The 18,067-nt window shown below is 68.5% G+C and carries 13 protein-coding genes; 7 read left to right on the top strand and 6 right to left on the bottom strand.

The window, feature by feature from the left end:
* Positions 1-81 precede the first annotated feature (81 nt).
* A complete protein-coding gene (locus ACFQI8_RS07715) occupies positions 82-870 on the top strand; it encodes a CBS domain-containing protein (RefSeq protein WP_390244048.1) in 789 nt (262 codons plus the stop codon).
* Positions 871-912: 42 nt separating this feature from the next.
* Here the strand turns inward: ACFQI8_RS07715 and ACFQI8_RS07710 are convergent, their stop codons facing one another.
* From ACFQI8_RS07710 to ACFQI8_RS07695, 4 genes are all read right to left on the bottom strand, one after another.
* A complete protein-coding gene (locus ACFQI8_RS07710; protein WP_390243791.1) occupies positions 913-2,037 on the bottom strand; it encodes a pyridoxal phosphate-dependent aminotransferase in 1,125 nt (374 codons plus the stop codon).
* 71 nt (positions 2,038-2,108) lie between these two features.
* A complete protein-coding gene (locus tag ACFQI8_RS07705) occupies positions 2,109-2,900 on the bottom strand; it encodes a helix-turn-helix transcriptional regulator (protein WP_390243790.1) in 792 nt (263 codons plus the stop codon).
* Between the two features lie 234 nt (positions 2,901-3,134).
* Positions 3,135-3,656, bottom strand: coding sequence for a GIY-YIG nuclease family protein (locus tag ACFQI8_RS07700; protein WP_390243789.1), 522 nt, complete (start codon positions 3,654-3,656; stop codon positions 3,135-3,137).
* A gap of 21 nt (positions 3,657-3,677) precedes the next feature.
* Entirely contained in the window at positions 3,678-4,109 is a 432-nt protein-coding gene (locus ACFQI8_RS07695; protein ID WP_390243788.1) for a DCC1-like thiol-disulfide oxidoreductase family protein, read from the bottom strand.
* 105 nt (positions 4,110-4,214) lie between these two features.
* Between ACFQI8_RS07695 and ACFQI8_RS07690 the strand changes: the two genes are divergently transcribed.
* The 6 genes from ACFQI8_RS07690 (at position 4,215) to ACFQI8_RS07665 (ending at position 14,291) form a co-directional block, all read left to right on the top strand.
* On the top strand, positions 4,215-6,566 hold the full coding sequence (locus ACFQI8_RS07690; protein WP_390243787.1) for a DEAD/DEAH box helicase: 2,352 nt from the start codon (positions 4,215-4,217) through the stop codon (positions 6,564-6,566).
* Positions 6,567-6,693: 127 nt separating this feature from the next.
* Complete coding sequence (locus ACFQI8_RS07685) at positions 6,694-7,851, top strand: alpha-1 4-glucan-protein synthase (RefSeq protein WP_390243786.1); 1,158 nt, start codon at positions 6,694-6,696, stop codon at positions 7,849-7,851.
* A 137-nt stretch (positions 7,852-7,988) separates the two neighbouring features.
* Entirely contained in the window at positions 7,989-9,155 is a 1,167-nt protein-coding gene (locus ACFQI8_RS07680; RefSeq protein WP_390243785.1) for an iron ABC transporter substrate-binding protein, read from the top strand.
* A 12-nt stretch (positions 9,156-9,167) separates the two neighbouring features.
* On the top strand, positions 9,168-10,763 hold the full coding sequence (locus ACFQI8_RS07675) for an ABC transporter permease (RefSeq protein WP_390243784.1): 1,596 nt from the start codon (positions 9,168-9,170) through the stop codon (positions 10,761-10,763).
* Positions 10,753-11,922, top strand: a complete 1,170-nt coding sequence (locus tag ACFQI8_RS07670) for an ABC transporter ATP-binding protein (RefSeq protein ID WP_390243783.1) — start codon at positions 10,753-10,755, stop codon at positions 11,920-11,922. Before ACFQI8_RS07675 ends, ACFQI8_RS07670 begins: the two co-directional genes overlap by 11 nt.
* Positions 11,923-11,924: 2 nt before the next feature.
* Positions 11,925-14,291: a DUF7846 domain-containing protein gene (locus ACFQI8_RS07665; RefSeq protein WP_390243782.1), complete on the top strand. Its 2,367-nt coding sequence runs from the start codon at positions 11,925-11,927 to the stop codon at positions 14,289-14,291.
* A 72-nt stretch (positions 14,292-14,363) separates the two neighbouring features.
* On the opposite strand, the gene ACFQI8_RS07660 is transcribed toward ACFQI8_RS07665, so the two are convergent.
* On the bottom strand, positions 14,364-15,662 hold the full coding sequence (locus ACFQI8_RS07660) for an MFS transporter (protein ID WP_390243781.1): 1,299 nt from the start codon (positions 15,660-15,662) through the stop codon (positions 14,364-14,366).
* Positions 15,663-15,965: 303 nt separating this feature from the next.
* Entirely contained in the window at positions 15,966-18,005 is a 2,040-nt protein-coding gene (gene malA / locus ACFQI8_RS07655; RefSeq protein ID WP_390243780.1) for an alpha-amylase MalA, read from the bottom strand.
* Positions 18,006-18,067: the final 62 nt, after the last annotated feature.

The raw sequence follows: 18,067 nt of genomic DNA, 5'->3' as shown, positions 1-18,067 counted from the left end.
TTTTTCGTCGCAGATACGTTTAGGGCGCTCGCCGGCCAATCGCGGGACGACCGAGATGCGAGGGAACCAGCCATGACACCGATGGAACTCGACGACGTGCGCGTCGACGCGTACATGACGACCGGCGTGGAGACCGTCGGCCCGGACGCGTGGGTCACAGACGTAGTCGACAGACTCAAAGCCGGCCCGCAGTACGGCGGTCTCCCGGTCGTCGACGACGAGCACCGCCTCCTCGGGTTCGTCGGTGCGATAGACCTCTTGGAGGTCAACGGCGACGTGCGGGTCGAGTCGGTGATGAGCCGCGACCTCGTAGTCGTCCGCCCGGAGATGACGGTGAAGAACGCCGCGCGCGTCATCTTCCGCACCGGCCACCAGTTCCTCCCCGTCGTCGACGACGACCGAGTGTTGCTCGGCCTCTTTTCGAACGGCGACGCGGTGCGGAGCCAAATCGAGCGGACGACGCCCTCGAAGGTCCAGAGCACCCGCGAGATGCTCGAACGGACCCACGACACGTCCATCGGCGTCGGCGAGCGCGAAGTCGACGTCGGCTCGCTGATTCCGACCCAGCGGGAGGTCTACGGCGACGAGCTCGAAGGCCGGAAGTACGAACTCCAGAACGGCCTCGCGGAGCCGCTTATCGTCGTCTCCCACGGTTCCGAGACGTTGCTCGTCGACGGTCACCACCGGGCGATGGCCGCGAGGCGGCTCGATATCGACCGGATGCTCGCGCACGTGCTCACGGTCTCGCCGGAGGACGTCGACGAGTTGGGCCTGCGCAGGATGGCCCGCCTCGGCGGCCTCCGGTCGCTCGCGGACGTAGAGGTCAACGACTACCTCCAGCACCCGCTCATCGAGAAGACAGAACAGTAGGCGGGCGGGGAGCGAGAAGCCGTAACCGGTGGGCGTGGCGGGCTACTCGGCGAGGTCGTCGAGCGCGTCGCCGAAGGCGGCGAGTCCGGTTTCCATCGCCTCGGGGTCGCCGCCCAGCGAGATGCGGAACGACTCCGGCGAGTCGAAAAATCGGCCGGGGACGACGAGCACGCCGCGGTCCCACGCGGCGTCCGCGACCGCGTCGCCGTCGGCGGCGGCGTGGTCGAGGAAGGCGAACGTCCCGCCGGCGTGGATGCGCCCGTCGAGGTCGTCGCGCTCGGCGACGAACGCCGCGAGGAGGGCGTGATTGGCCGAGAGGTGCTCGCGGGCGGCGGCCTCTATCTCGTCGCCGTGGTGGAGCGCGCGCCGGGCGAGTTTGGTGCTCGGTTCGGCGACCGCGGGGAGGTACATCGACGCCGAGCGGGCGCGCTCGACGACCGCTTCGGGGCCGATAATCCAGCCGACGCGGAGGCCGCCGAGCCCGTAGAACTTCGTTAGCGACCCGGTGGCGACGGTGTTCTGCAGGCCGGACGCGGTGGTGCCGCCGAAGGGGCCGTCGACCGCGGGGTCGACGAAGGGCGCGTACACCTCGTCGACGAGGAGGTAGCCGCCGGCGTCGGCCGCGGCCGCCGCGACCTCGGCGAGTTCGGCGCGCGGCGTGAGTTTGCCCGACGGATTGTGTCGGTTGGTGACGATGGCGTAGGCGAAGGTGTCGGTCGAGGCCCCGTCGAGGCGGGGGGGTTCGAGTTCGTAGTCGTACTCCGGTGGGCGGACGAAGCGGTCGACGCGCGCGCCGAGCGCCTCCGACGTGGCCACGAGCGGCTGATAGCCGGGTTTTTCGACGAGAACCTGCGGACGCGTGGCGTCGGACTCGTCGCGGTCGTCGTCGTCAGTCGCGAGGTCGAGAAGGGCGCAGGCGGCGAGGAAGTTCGCGTTCGTCGCGCCCGCGGTGACGAGGACCGACGACTCGGAGACGCCGTAGCGTTCCGCGAGTTGGCCGGCGAGCGTCGCGTCTTCGGGGTCAGAGCGACCCTCGAGAACCGGCGGGACGAGGTCGTCGCCGCGGCGGGACGGGCCGAGGTCGCTCGTCGCGAGGTCGTGGGTGGCCTCGGCCGCCCGGTCGACAATCCACTCCAGATAGGGGATTCCGGGAAACGTCGTCGTCATTGGGACTCCTTCGCGGGCACTGCCGTAAGTCGTTGGGGTCTCGGGGGCATCGGCCGCAGGCGGTGGTGACCTCAGCGGTCGTCGATTGACGGCCGAGGAAGCGGCGCGGCGTCTGTCCGCCAGTCGTCGATGCGTCGTCTGGCCCACGACACCGCCGGCCGCGAGTCGTTGTAGATGAGGCCCGCGAGGCCGCGCTCGGAGTACGCGACGAGGAACGCGACGGGGCCGTCCGGGAGGTCCGAAACGACGAGACTGTAGGGAAGCGAATCGACCGACTGGAGGGAAAAAGAGTCGACCGACCACGCCTCGGCGAGCTGTGGCCGATAGGCGGTGACGAGTCGCTGGACTACGTCGTCGGTGGCGACGAGGTCGACCGGGGTGCCGCTCTCGACGACGGCCCGGTAGTAGGCGTCGACCTGCGAGGGAAGGGCCCCGCGGACGCACCCGCGTATCGACGCCGCCGCTTCGACGAAGGACGTGAGCTTCGACAGCGCGGGGCCGGAACCGCCGTCACTGACGGAGATGGCGTCACAGCCGTCGAGGAACGCCGGTGCGAGCCGCGCGTCCGAGTCGAGCGAGTCGAGCACCGCGGCGGCCGCGTCGATATCGTCCAGACACTCGACGAAGTGCGCGTACGTATCGAGCGCCATTCGACCGGCGAGCGTCGGGCGGTGGACGCCGCCGTTCGTCTCGACGAAGCCCGCGCGCTCCAGTTCGCGGAGCCCGCGGTCGACGGTCGACCGCGACACCGGGAGGTCGCCCGCGAGTTGCGCCGTCGTTTGAGGCTGGCGAACGACGGCGTCGAGCACGTCGGCCCGCGACGCGAGCACGTCGAACACCTCGTCGACCTCGGACCGAACCATGTCGAATTATATGAACGTGATGCTACTTAAATAACAGGAGAACCGGGCGTTTGTATATAAATAATCGATTTGTTTATATACTCTTACTCACCGTGTGAGTGAGTGATGCGATGGGTGAAGTAAAGCGTGTAGCAGGAGTAGAAGGCTATGCCGGGGTGCCTCTGACAACCGGCTTTTCGTCCGAACCGGGGTGCCCGGTCCGGTTCGGGCGTCAGAAGGGGAAGACATTCCCCTTCACATTTTGCTCCGAAACGCTTCTTCGACGAGGGGAATCGCCGTCTCCACCGAGTCGCCGCGCGCGAGGTGCGCGTCGCACGAGCAGTCCGACGAGCCGAAGCCGTCGACGCCCGCCGCACCGAGCGACGACGCGAGTTCGGTCGCGACCGCACACTCCACGTCGCGGTCGGTGACGCAGACGACCCGCGCGAGGTCGGTGTCGGTGTGTCCGCCGAGGTAGTCGACGTGCCAGTGGCGAACCTCGTGGTCGCCGGCCGCGACGCGCCGGTGGCGGCGGACGCGGCGGAGGCCACCCGCGCCGAACGCGCTCCCGACGTAGACGTAGGCTCCCGCCGAGAGGCGGTGTTCGCCCAGCGCGCCGACCTCGACGGTCACCGCGGGCGCGTCGAAGACGAGCGCGTACGTCCCGACGGGCGACCGAGCGTCGAGCGCCAGCGGGTCGTCGTCGGTGCCGAGGACCGCGGGGTCGAGCGAGTGGACTGTCGGGGCGTCGTCGGTCGGGTTCCGCGAGACGGGCATAGTCGGGGAACGTCCTTCCGGTTACGAAAGCTCGGCGGGTCGCTTTTCGGCGTTGTCGAGGAGAGCCGCAAACAGGTCGGCCGCGGCGGCGTCGAGGTCGTAGACGCTGTGGACGTCGTCGGGGTCGCGGCCGCGGCCGCTGGCGGCGCCGACGACCTTGGCGATTCGGTCGTAGTTGTCGCGGACGAGACTACCGAGGAGACCGGGCATTCCGGCGCGGTCGGTGAGCTCTTTGGCGGCGGCGCGACCGGCGTAGACCCGGCGCTCGCGGCGGTCGACGAGCACCATGGCGAACGGCACGTCCGCGAACTGGGCGTCGAGGAACGCCTGCGCCGCGTCGTCGTACCACGAGATGGCTTCCACGTCGTCGAGGCGCTTCAGCGCCGACGCGGCGACCGAGCAGTAGGCGCACTCGCCGTCGTAGATGAGCACGGCGTCCGCGGACTCGTTCATATCTTTCGTCGGGACGCGAAGCACAAAAACGGCGCGGCAGTCGTGCCGTGTGCTATCAGTTCCAACCTGCGACAGCGTTAGGGCGACCACGTCCGCAGTGGGCGTGTGGACGACCTCATCGAGTGGCTTCGGACCAGACCGTACTACGAGGGGCAGATTCGGTCCCACCGCCGGTTCGAGGCGCGCGAGCCGGCGTTTGCCGACGTGGACCTCGAACCGCGGTTGGCGTCGGCGCTCGACGACCGCGGCATCGACCGGCTCTACCGGCATCAGGCCGAGGCGGTCGAGGCTATCCGCGACGGGAACAACGTCGTGTTGGCGACGCGGACCGCGAGCGGCAAGAGCCTCGCGTACACCGTCCCGGCGTTCGAGCGGGCGATGGACCACGGCGGGCGGACGCTCTATCTCGGCCCGCAGAACGCGCTCGTCGCCGACCAACTCGACACGCTGTCGGACCTCGCGCGCGGCCTCGGCTTCGGCAGTCGCGTCTCGGTCGACCAGTACACCGGCCGGCTGTCGAAGTCGGAGAAGCGCGAGGTCAGAAAGCGGATGCCGACGGTCCTGCTTTCGAACCCGGACATGGTTCACTACGCGCTTCTCCCGCACGCCCATCGGCTGTGGGAGTGGTTCTTCTCCTCGCTGGAGACGGTCGTCATCGACGAGGTCCACGGCTACCGCGGGGTGTTCGGGAGTCACGTCGCCCTGCTCGTCCGCCGGCTCAAGCGCGTCTGCGAGCGGTTCGGGGCCGACCCGCAGTTCGTCTGCTGTTCGGCCACCATCGGCAACCCCGTCGAACACGCCGCGCGCATCACCGGCGAGCGGGAGGACTCCTTCGCGCTCGTGGACGAGGACGCGAGCGGGACCGGCGAGACCAACTGGCTCCTCTGGAACCCCCCGGAGTACGAGAATCCCGACGCCGGTGGGTCGGGGCGGCGGCGCTCGGGCCACGTCGAGACCAAGAACCTCTTTGTCGACCTCGTCGCGCGCGGTCACCAAACGCTGGCGTTCACCCGGGCTCGACAGGCCGCCGAACGGTACGCCTCCGAGAGCGCGAGCAACCTTCGGAGTCGCGGCGAACACGCGCTCGCCGGCGAGGTGGCGGCGTATCAGGCCTCGCTGACCCACGACCGGCGGCGGGAGATAGAGGCCGGCCTCCACGACGGCGACATCGCGGGCGTCTGGAGCACCAACGCGCTGGAGCTCGGCGTCGACGTGGGCGGCCTCGACGTGGTGCTCATCGACGGCTACCCCGGCACGCGGATGTCCGCGTGGCAACAGGCCGGGCGGGCGGGCCGCGGCGACAGACCCGCCTTGGTCGTGTTCGTCGGCGGCGAGGACCAACTCGACCAGTACCTGATGAACCACCCCGCGGAGTTCTTCGACGGCGACCCCGAACGCGCCGTCTCCGACCCGGAAAACGACCATCTCCTCCCCTCCCACGTCGCCTGCGCGGCCGCCGAGAACTGGCTCTCGACCGAAGACGAGTCGTACTTCGGCGGGTCGTTCCCCGGCGTCGTCTCCGACCTCGAAGCCGACGGCACGCTGGCGCGCCGGGAGACCGACGACGGGCTCCGGTGGACTCACGACGGGAGCGAGAGCCCGCAACACGCGATGAGCCTCCGAACCATCACCGACCGCGAGGTGCAACTGATGGATTCGCGGAACGACGAGACCATCGCCACGCTGGCGTTCGACGACGCGCTCCGGGACGCCCATCCCGGCGCGGTCTACCACCATCAGGGTCAGACGTACGAGGTCGCCGAGTTGGATTTGGACCGCGACGTGGCCCGACTCCAGCCGACGTGGGCTGACTACTACACCCGCGTCCTCCACGACAAACACATCACGGTCGAGCGGGACATCCTGTCGAAACCGCTGTCGGCGCGGTCGGACGTGGAGGTCCGGTTCGCGGAGGTGACGATGCGAAAGCAGATAACGGGCTTCGAGCGCCGCGACCCGAAGCGCGGGACGACCATCGGCCAGCAACTGCTCGACCTCCCGGAGACGAGCCTGCGGACGAAGGCGCTGTACTTCACGGTCCCCGGCGACGTGGACGCGGAGATGCGCGAGCTATCGAGCGACCGCCCGGAGGGCCGCGACTACGGCTTCAACGGCGGCATCCACGCCGCGGAACACGGCATAATTTCGCTGTTCCCGCTTCGACTGCTCTGTGACCGCGGCGACATCGGCGGGCTCTCGACGCCGTACCACGCCCACACCGACCAGCCGACGATCTTCATCTACGACGGCCACCCCGGCGGGGTCGGCATCACGCGCGCCGGCTACGACATCGTGGAGGGGCTGATGCGCCAGACCGCCGACCTGATTTCGGACTGCGACTGCGAGGACGGCTGTCCCTCCTGCGTGCAGTCGCCGCAGTGCGGCAACGCGAACGACCCGCTGGCGACGGACACGGCGGTCCTGCTGTTGGAGTCGCTGACGGGAACGCGGGCCTGAAGCGGGCGACCGGGCGCGAACCGCCCACCTCCGCCGACCCGACGAGTGAAATATCACTATACCGTCATTTCAGGGCCGCTATCCCGAACCAACATCTATTTTTGGGTGGCCTAAATCTATGGAGGCAATGAATGCGGACATCTGTGTGATCGTCCCGACTATCCGGGAGTACGAGTGCATGCGGGCGTACTTCGACAACGCGCGGGCACACGGTTTCGACCTCGACCGGCTGTTCGTTCTCCTCGTGACCGAGGACTTCTGTGACACCGAGGGGATGGCGTCGATGCTGGACGACGAGGGGGTTTCGGGCGCGGTCTTCGACGGGACGGCCCGCGAGGAGTGGTACGACGAACACGATGTCTCCGAGTACTCGCATCTCGTGCCGGCGGCGAGCCACGCCCAGACGAGCTTCGGTCTGCTGTACATGTGGGCGCACTCCGAGTTCGACTACGGCGTGTTCATCGACGACGACACGCTCCCCCACGACGAGTGGGACTTCTTCGGTCGCCACATGGCGAACCTCGCTCGCACCGACGAGGTGGAGTCGGTGTCGAGCGACGAGCGCTGGGTCAACGTCCTCTACCAGAACGCCGACGAACACGGGCTGTACCCCCGCGGCTACCCCTACTCGGCGATGGACGAGACCGTCGAGACCGGGACGCGCGAACTCCGCGACGTGGTCGCCTCACAGGGGCTGTGGACGAACGTCCCCGACCTCGACGCGGTCCGCATCCTGATGGACGGCGACCTCGAAGGGCAGGCCCAGACCCGGACCGACTTCGAGGACTTCGACGGCGACTTCGTGGCCGAGCCGGGCCAGTACCTCACCGTCTGCTCGATGAACCTCGCGTTCGAGCGCGAGGTCGTCCCGGCGTTCTACCAGCTCCCGATGGACGACAACGAGTGGGAGGTCGGTCGCTTCGACGACATCTGGTCGGGCGTCTTCCTCAAGCGCGCCGCCGACGTGCTCGGGAAAGACGTCGTGACGGGCTACCCGCTGTGCGAGCACAACAAGGCCGCTCGCCCGACGTTCGACGACCTCAACAACGAGGTACCGGGCCTCGAACTCAACGAGCACCTCTGGGAGGTCGTCGACGCGGTCGGCGGGGACGCCGACAGCTACGCCGGCGTCTTCGAGGCGATGGCCGACGCCCTCGCCGACGGCGACTGGTCCGAGTACCGCAACGGCGGCTTTTTCAACTACGTCGGCGAGCACATGCGCGACTGGCTGGACTGCCTCGCCGCGCTCGACGCGCCGCGGGCCGCCGCACCGGCCGACGACTGACTGATTGGCCGACGATTGACCAACCGGCCGACCGACGCGCACCGACGGACCGAGTAGCGGCTCTTTGTCCCGCGGTTCGGCCGCTTCTCTCGACAAATCGGTAGGTATAAATGTTTTAGGGAGGCCTAAATTCATATATGCACGAACGCGATCGAGAGCTTCGCCGTCACAGTCGTCGCCGATTCATCGCGACGACGGCGGCCCTCGGGGTCGGCGCGCTCGCCGGGTGTACCGGCGGAAGCGGCGAGGAGACAGAGACGACGACCGAAGCCGGAACCAACGAGTCGGTCGGACAGATCGGCTCCGGGCGTTCTCCGTTCGGCGAGCGCGAGATTACCGGGGGCGTCTCCGTCACGGAGATGCCGGACCTCTCGGGCGAGCTCACGCTCTACTCGGGGCGCGGGCAGGCGCTCGTCGGCGAACTCATCTCCTTTTTCGAGGAGTACTACGACGAGTTCACCATCCGCCCGCGGTACAACTCGGCGGCCGAACTGGTCAACCAGATTCAGACCGAGGGGCAGAACAGCCCCGCAGACGTGTTCTTCTCGGTCAACGCGGGTTCGCTCGGTGCGCTGAAGGACGCCGGTCGCACGCAGGAGCTTCCGAGCGAGGTGCTCGACCTCGTCCGCGACGAGTTCCACGACCCGGACGGGCAGTGGACCGGGACTTCCGGTCGCGCCCGGACCGTCCCGTTCAACACCGACCAGTTCGACGAGTCGGACATCCCCGACGACATCATGGCCTTCCCCGACACGGAGGCGTTCAGAGACAACATCGGCTGGGCACCGACGTACTCCTCGTTCCAGGCGTTCGTCACGGCGATGCGCGTCCTCGAAGGCGAAGACGCCACGAGAGAGTGGTTACAGGGGATGCAGGACCTCGGCGTCACGGAGTACAACGACGAGTTCCTCGTCTCGCAGGCCGTCGCCGACGGCGAAATCGGCGCGGGCTTCGCCAACCACTACTACATCCAGCGCATCCTCGCCGGGCGACCGAACGCGTCGCTTTCGACCGCCTTCACCGCGGGCGACGCCGGGTCGATTTTCAACGTCGCGGGCGCGCTCGTCCTCGACAGCACCGACGACGCCGAACTGGCGAGCAACTTCGTTCGACACCTGCTTTCGGCCGAAGCGCAGGACTACTTCGCGCGGACCACCTTCGAGTACCCGCTGGTCTCGGGTGTCGACCCCATCGGCGAACTGCCGAGCATCGACGAACTCAGCCCGCCGGAGGCCCTCGACCTGACCCAGCTTTCGGACCTCGAAGGAACCGTGGAACTCTTGCGTGAGGTGGGCGTCCTCTGAGGTAGCATACTCATGGCGACCGAACAGCAGACTGGGACCGGTGGAGGAGACGACGAGCAACCGCTCGGTCTGACCATCGCGAGCGGGGCCGTCGCCGCCGCCGTCGTCGTCCCGCTGTTGTGGCTCGTCAAGACCGCGCTCGACGTGGGGTTCGCCGAGGCGGTGGCGCTCGTCACCCGGCCGACGACCGTCGAAGTGTTCCTGAACAGCGCCGTCCTCGTCACGCTCGTCACCGCCGCGTGTATCGGACTCGGCGTCCCGCTGGCGTACCTGACCGTCCGGACCGACCTGCCGTTCAGGCGCTTTTGGACCGTCGTCGTCTCTCTCCCGCTCGTCATCCCGAGCTATATCGGCGCGTTCGCGTTCGTCTCGGCGTTCGGCCCGCGGGGCGCGTTCCAGCGGCTCTTGGCCCCGCTCGGCGTCGACTCGCTCCCCGAGATATACGGACTCCCCGGTGCCGTTTTGGTGCTGACGCTCTACACGTACCCGTACGTGTTCATCACCACCCGGGCCGCGCTGAAGTCGATGGACACCACGCTCATCGACGCCGCGCGGACACTGAACCACAGCCGTTGGGAGGCGTTCAAGCGGGTGACCGTCCCGCAGATTCGCCCCGCGGTCGCCGCCGGTTCGCTCCTGACGGCGCTGTACGTCCTCTCGGACTTCGGCACGCCGGCGATTATGCGGTTCGACGCCTTCACTCGCGTCATCTACGTGGAGTTCGGGACGTTCGGCCGCGACACCGCGACGCTCCTGTCGCTCCAGCTCATCGCCGTGACGCTCCTCATTTTGACCCTCGAATCGAAGATTCGGGGCGACGAGCGCACGACGACCGGCGGGCGCTCGGGGGCACCGATGCCGCTCGGCCGGTGGAAGTACCCGGCGCTCGGCTTCGCGGCGCTCGTCGCGACCGTCGGACTCCTCGTCCCGCTCGGCATCCTCTTTACGTGGCTCGCGCAGGGCGTCGCCGCGACGAGCGGGTCGCTCGCGTTCCAACCCGAGTACGCGTTCAACTCGGTCCTCGTCGCGGCGGCGACCGCGGGCGCGGCGACGCTCGCCGGCCTGCCGGTCGCGTATCTCGCCGCGCGGCACCCGTCTCGGCTGAGTTCCGTCTTCGAGCGCGCGACCTACGTCGGCTACGCGGTGCCGGGGGTCGTCCTCGGACTGGCGCTCGTCTTCTTCGGAAGCTCCTACGCGACGCCCATCTACCAGACGCTCTATCTCCTCGTGTTCGCCTACGTCATCCGTTTTCTCCCGCAGGCCATCGGGTCGCTCCGGGCGTCGTTCCTCCGGGTCGACCCCGCGCTCCCGGAGGCGGCGCGGACGCTCGGCGAGACCCCGTCGGGGGCGTTCCGTCACGTCACGCTCCCGCTCGTCGCGCCCGGTCTGTTCGGCGGCGCGGCGCTCGTCTTCCTGACCACGATGAAGGAACTGCCCGCGACGCTCCTGCTCCGCCCCTCGGGGTTCAGTACGCTCGTGACGCACATCTGGACGGCCTACGAGCAGGGCTACTTCGGTCAGGCCGTCGTGCCCGCGTTCATCCTGCTTTTCGTCTCCGGGCTCTCGATGCTCGTCATCATCACCCAAGAGGGATACGATGTCAAATAGCACACTCTCGACCACCGACCGTTCGAACCGCACGGAATCCACCGGCTCCGAGGCCGACGACGAGGACGCCGGCGGCGTCCTCGAACTCGACGACGTCTCAAAGTCCTACGGCACCGAGTCGGTCATCGCCGACCTCTCGCTCAGCGTCGAGGAGGGCGAAATCCTCACGCTCCTCGGCCCCTCGGGCTGTGGGAAGACGACGACGCTCCGGCTCATCGCCGGACTCGACCGCCCCGACGGGGGCGAGGTCCGACTGAACGGAAACGTCGTCTCCGGCGGCGACACCTTCCGCGCGCCCGAGGAGCGCGGCGTCGGCGTCGTCTTCCAGGAGTTCGCGCTGTTCCCGCACCTCACCGCGGCCGAGAACATCGCCTTCGGGCTGAAGGACCTCGACGAGGCCGCACGCGACGAGCGCGTGGCGGACCTCCTCGACCTCGTGGGACTGGAGACCCAAGGCGAGAGCTACCCCGACGAGCTCTCCGGCGGCCAGCAACAGCGGGTCGCCCTCGCGCGGTCGCTCGCGCCGGAGCCGGCCATCCTGCTCCTCGACGAGCCCTTCTCGAACCTCGACGTTGACCTCCGCGTCCAGATGCGCGAGGAGGTCCGCCGCATCCTCAAGGAGGCCGGCGTGACGGCCGTCTCCGTCACCCACGACCAAGAGGAGGCGATGTCCATCTCCGACCGCGTGGCCGTGATGAACGACGGCGACCTCGAACAGATCGGCGAGCCCGAGCAGGTGTTCCAACACCCCGAGTCGCGCTTCGTCGCCGGCTTCCTCGGCTACGCCGGGTTCCTACCGGGACGCATCGCGGGCGACGTGGTCGAAACCGAGCTGGGGACGGTCGGCCGCGACCAGATTCACGGCCTCGCGCCCGAGTACGACGACACCGACATCGACATCCTCGTCCGCCCCGACGACGTGTCGGCGCATCCCTGCAACGGCGGCGACGGCCACGGCAAGGTCGTCGGCAAGCGCTACCTCGGCCCGACCATCCTCTACGAGGTCGAACTCCACGGCGGCGATACCCTGCTGTGTATGCACAACCACGACGAGACAGTCCCGACCGACGGCTGTGTCGAGGTGACGCTCGACGCCGGCCACGAACTCGCGTGGTTCCCGCGCGAACAGCGCCCCGAGACCGGCCTCTACTCGGACTGAGAATGGGTCGGCGAGACTCGAATACGGGCTGGAGCGTCCCGCTCGGCGGGCGCGTTCGCGCCGCGGTCCGCGGCCTCGCGTTCGGGACCGGCTTCTCCATCGACATCGACCGAACCCGGACGCGGCGGCGACTCGCCGCGCTCTGTGTCTCCCTTGTCGTCGGACTCGTCGTGACGTGGCTCGCAGTCGACCTCTTTCCGTACCACACCGTCAACGACGACGAGGGCGTCTACCTCACGCAGGCCGCGATGCTCCTCGAAGGCAAGCTGTTCCTCTATCCCGGCCAACTGACCGAGGCCGTCAGGCCGTGGTTCTTCGTGGTACAGGAGACGCCGAGCGCGCCCGGCGGCGTCCAGCTCTACTCGAAGTACTCGCCGGCGGTGCCGGCGCTGTTCGCGGTCGGTCTCGCCTTCGGGCTTCCGAACCTCGTGTTGGGGGCCATCGCCGCGGTGTCCGCCGCGCTCGTCTACGCCCTCACCGCCGACGCGTTCGACCGGACGACCGGCGTCGTCGCGGCGGGCCTGCTCGGGCTCTCGCCGTTGTTTCTGCTCACCTCGGCGACGTTCCTCGCGTACGCGCCGACGACGATGCTCAACCTCGGCTTCGCCGTCTGCTACGTCCGGGCCGCCCGCCGGGACTCCTCGGGCTACGCCGTCGTCGCCGGCGCGCTCATCGGCGCGGCGTTCTTCGCCCGGCCCTACACCGCCGTCCTGTTCGCCCTGCCGTTCATCGCCCACTCGCTGTGGGCGCTGGCGACCGCCCGGCGCGCGGGGACCGGCTGGGTCGTCTTCCGCCGGTACGCCGCCATCGCGCTCCCCGGCCTCGCGTTCGTCGGCCTGACCCTCGCGTACAACGCCGTCGTGACGGGCGACCCGCTCACGTTCCCGTACATCGCCTTCGCCCCGCGGGACGGAATCGGCTTCGGCGAGCGGGCCATCCTCGACTACGAGGTCGTCTACACGCCCGCCATGGGCGTCGATACTGCCGTCGAAGCGCTCGACCTGCTCGCGACGCGCTGGGGGCCGATGGGCTGGCTCGGCACCGTCGCCGCGGTGTTCGGCGTCGGCGTCACCGCCCGCCGCTGGTGGGGCCACAAGACCGGCCGGAACCTCCGGGGGAGCGCGAGACGCCGCCACCACGGGCTCGGCGGCCGCGACCGCGCGTTCGCCGAACTCTCGGACGACGCCCTCGCTTGCGTCGTCGCGGGCGTGTTCGCCTCGGTGTTCGTCGGCAACGCCGCCTTCTGGGGGACGCACAACGGCCTCCGAAACGGTCTCATCGACCTCCTCGGCCCGTTTTATCACTTCGACGCGCTCGTCCCGCTCGCGGTGTTCGGCGCGGCCGGTGTCGTCGCCGGCGCTCGACTCCTCCGCCGACTGGCCCACCGCCGCTTTTCGGCCTCGGAGGCCCGCGGCGTCGTCTTCTCGGTGCTTCTCGTCTCGGCGCTGTTCGCCGGCGGCGTGACCGTCGGGGCGGTCGAAGAACCATACGACGAAAACCGGCTCCGAACCGAGACCTTCGCGTCGACCTACGAACCGCTCCTCGACGCCGGCTTCGAACAGCCGCCGCTGACGCCGTCGCTTCCGGGCGTCGGTGCCGGCGGTCTCGAAAGCGGTGCCGAGGGCATCGGGGGCGGTGACGGCGGTCTCGGCGTCGCCGGCGACCCGGCCGCGGCGGGCACCGAGACGAAGGCGCTCGTCTTCCACCCCGGCCCCTACGGCGACTGGTCGGCCCATCCCTTCCAGACGCTCCGCAACGACCCCGGGTTCGACGGCCCGGTGCTGTACGCCATCGACGGCGGGGCCGAACGGGACGTCGCGGTCCTCGACGCGACGAACCGGACTCCGTATCGGTTCACCTATCGGGGCACGTGGACCGGAGCCGAAGCGCCCGTCGAACCGGAACTGACCCGACTCGACGTGCTCGCCGGCGAGCGGGTCGACGCGACGACGGCGCTCGGCGCGCCCGCGTGGGCGAACACGGTGTCGGTCCGCGTCGAGACCGAGGAGGGGTACGCCCGCTACGACGCGGCGACGGCCGAGAACCTGACCGTCGAGTGGTCGCTGACGCCGGCGGGCGTGGCCGTGACGAACCGCCCGCTGGCCGCCGGCCCAGCGCGGCTGTCGGTTCCGGCGGGCGCGAGCGAGGTCGACCTCGCGGTGACCTACGCCGGTGACTTCGGCGAGACGGTCACGTACCGCCAGACCGTCTCCGTCGAGCGCTCCGGCGGCGAGGTACGGGTCGTCTGGCCGCCGGAGACCCGCGTCTGCCGGCTGACCACCGACTGCGGGACCGAAGGCGAGTGGGTCGGACCCGACGGTGACTACCTCGACGGCGTCTCGGTCGAGACCGACGCGCGCGTCGCCTGAGGCGAACGTCGAGAGCCGGCGGCTCGCGAGCGGTGGGCGTCGAGCGAAAAATGAAACGTCGCGGTCGAGGGCTCAGTCGTCGGCCGGGCCGGTCGTTCCCGACGAGCCGAGGAAGCCGTCGACGGTCGCGCGCTCCGCGATGTGCGGGCGGTAGACCCACGCGTTCAGGAGGACGATGGGAACCATCGTCGCCGCGACGAGCGCGTAGCCGACGTGCAGGTTCGGCAGGAGCACCGAGGAGTAGACGAGCGGGTAGGTGATGCCGCCGATGGTGCCGACGCCGCCGACGACGCCCGCGACGGCCCCCGAGCTGTTGGGGAACATCGCGGGGACCTGCGCGAAGATTGCGCCTTCCGCGAACGCGCAGGCCATGCCGACCATGAAGCCGGCGGCCACCGCGATGAGGACGGTCCCCGAGAGGCCGGCGAGGGTCATAACGAGCATGGAGACGACGATGAACGACAGCGCCACGAACGTCCACTGCTCGCGGTAGCGGCCCTCGAAGACGGGCAGAATGTCCATCTCCTTGCGAGCCAGCACGTCGCTGACGTAACCGCCGATAGGCCGGAGTAGGCCGGCCGCGATGGAGAACGTGGCCGCGAACGTGCTCGCGAGCACGAGGTTGTTCGTGTTGAACGCCTCGCGGTAGTAGGTGGCGAGCCAGCCGTTCATCGAGAGTTCGAGACCGAAGCTCATGACGTAGGCGAGCGCGAGCGCGACGGTCCCGTACCGGGTCGCGGTGTGGACCCACTGCTTGAGCGTCGCGTTGTCGGCGGTCGCCTGCCGGCGCTCGTCGGTCGCCGCGGCCTCGCCGAGGACGTAGTAGGCGACCGCGAGCAGAATCGAGACGACGCCGGTGTAGAAGAACGCCGCCCGCCAGTTGCTCTGGAACAGGGGCCCGCTCCAGTCAGCCCCGAACACGCGGGGCAGGATGAGCGCGCCGCCGGCGGCCCCGGCGTTCCCGACGCCCGCGTAAACGCCTTCGGCCATGCCGAGGTTCTCCTCTTCGAACCACTCAGAGACGTGTTGGATGCCGATGACGAACGTGATGCCCGCCGTGGCGACGACGAGGCGCTCGACGAAGAACACGGTGTAGCTCTCGGCGAACGCGCTCGCCATCGAGAACACCCCGACGTAGCCGAGGACGATAGCGAACACCACCGGCGCACCGAACTTATCCGAGAGCCAGCCGGTGAGGATGCGGCCGAAGGGCGCAAGCCAGATTGCCGCGCTCGCCAAGATGCCGATTTCGGCGAGCGAGAGCCCGAACTCCTCCGCCATCGGCCCGGTAAAGGGCGCGAACGAGAACCAGATGAGAAAGGAGAAGTTGAACCCGATAGTGGCGAGAAGGAGCGTTCGCCACTTGGTCATTTTTACGAGACCCATACGCGAACCCCTTCCAAAGTAGCACAATCGTGCACAGTTTCGCCGTTCTTCTGCATCGATTTGTATATCATATGGCGAGTAGCACAGAGGTATAATAGAAAAACTCTGTCCACAATGCCCCATAAACACTTATCGATTGTTTAGAGAGATAGACCAGATAAGAAGTATATTACCGATATTATCGGATACTATACCGGGTTTTACAGTGAACACACGTCCAAAAATCCGCTGAGGGTATGAATCTAGTGGGGGCCTCCACCCGCCGGAAGCGTGTCCGGCGTTCGAGAGTTACGCGAGCGGGCAGACGACCACGTCGTCGACGCGGACGCCACCCTCGGCGGCGACCGACTCACCGGAGACCACGTCAGTCGCGTCGACGTCGAGGTCGCCGACGTCGACCGTGGTCGCGCCGGGCGCGAAGTTGAGCACACAGAGATACGAGCCGTCGTCGTGGTCGCGGACGAACGCGACCGCGCGGTCGGAGTCGGCCTCGTAGTCGATGCGGCGGAACGTCCCGTCATACCGGAGCGCGGGCGTCTCGTCGCGGACCTCGATGAGCCGCTCGTAGTGCTCGTGGACGTCGTCGCTCGCGTGGTCCCACGCGAGGGCGTCGCGGCGGCCGCGCTGGCCGATTTCCTGCCCGCCGTAGATCATCGGCACGCCGGGGAGCGTAAACAGCGCGCCCGCGGCGGCCAGCGCCTCGTCCTCGCCGCACTCGACGACGTAGCGCGTCTCGTCGTGATTTTCGAGGTAGAGCATGAACGACGCGTGGTCGGGGAAGCCGACCTGCGTCCGCTGTTCGATGGCGTCGAGGATGCGCTCGGCGGGTTCGTCGCCGCGGCCGACCTGCCGGAGCGTGAAGTACAGCGTCGTGTCGAAGTGCATATCGAACATGCCCTCGTGGAAGTCCGCGATGTAGGGAATCGTCTCGTCGAGGAGCAGGAACTCGGGGTCTTTCGCCTTCACGCGGTCCCGAATCTCCTGCCAGAACGTGTCGGGGACGGCCCACGCCATGTCACAGCGAAAGCCGTCGACCACCTCGGCCCACATGTCAACCGCGTCGAGCAGGTAGCGCCGGACGTCGAGGTTCCGGTGGTCGAAGTTGGCGATGTACTCCCAGTCGAAGTAGGTGCCCGGCTCGCCGTCTTCCCGCCACTCGTACCAGTCGTAGTACTCGGAGTCGGGGTTCTTGTAGGCGTCCTCGAAAAAGGGGTGGGCGCGCGCGGAGTGGTTGAGCACGAGGTCGAAAAGCACCTTCATGCCGCGGTCGTGAGCGGCCTCGACGAACCGCTCGTAGTCCTCGCGGGTGCCGAGGTCCTCGGCGACGTCGTAGAAGTCCACGATGTTGTAGCCGTGGGGCGCGTGGTCGTTCTCCAGCACGGGGGTGAGCCACAGGCAGTCGACGCCGAGCGATTCGAGGTAGTCGAGCCGCGTTTCGAGCGCCTCGAAGGTGTTGTCGGCGTCCTCGACGTCCGAGGCGTAGCCGCGGACGTAAATCTCGTAGAGCGTCACCGCTTGGGCCCACTGCGGCGGGTCGTTCGGCCGAGAGACGGAGACGGACGCCTCCTGCGCGCCGGAGCCGTCGGCGTGGCCCGTCACGTCGGCCTGTACCGCGTCGGTCTCCGCCTCGGCGACCCCGCCGTCGGCGATGGCCTCGCGTTCGACGGTCACGGTGTCGGGGACGCTGTACGTCTCGTCGAGGGCGACGGCGTGGACGCGAAGCCGGTCGCCAATCGCCGAAAGCGGGACGCGGAGTTCCCAGCCGTCGGTCTCGACGGCCGCGTCGTCAACCTCGTCGCGGTCGTCGACGACGAACTCGACCACGAGGTCGTCGCGGTCGGTGTCGCTTTCGGGGTTCGGGTGCGGGTCGGCGCGGACGACGACGACACCGTCCTCGACGGTCGCGTCGAGCCTGATGCGCGGGCGACCTCCCCGTCCCCGCTGGGCGTCGCCGGTACCGCTTCCGGAGCCGGACGCGCCGCCGCTGAACCCCGTCGGGCGCGCGGAGCCGCTCTGTCCGCTGTAGCCGCTCATCCCGCTCATCCCGCTCGCGCCGCTCCTGACCGAGCCGGCGGGCAGGTAGGAACCGGGGAAGACGCGGACGGTGAGCGTGTACGTCACGTCGGGCGCGTCGAGTTCGACGACGTACCGCCCGGCCGCGTCGGGCGTGAACTGCACGACTGCAGTGTCTTCGTCGAGTTCGAGGCTACTGGCGACCGGCGCGCTCCGAACCCGCCACGAGTAGTCTGCGTCGGGGTTCGGGTCGCGAGGCGCGAGTTGTACTGACTCGCCGACAGACATGAACTGCGGCGGTCCTGGGTGTTGCATACTCACAATCAACGTGCCGGGAGACTTTGAGTTTACCCCTGACGTGACCGGCGTTCCGGTGA

It is taken from the genome of Haloferax chudinovii (genome assembly GCF_042663345.1).
Taxonomy (GTDB): Archaea; Halobacteriota; Halobacteria; order Halobacteriales; family Haloferacaceae; genus Haloferax; species Haloferax chudinovii.
This window is presented reverse-complemented; position numbering and strand designations above follow the sequence as displayed.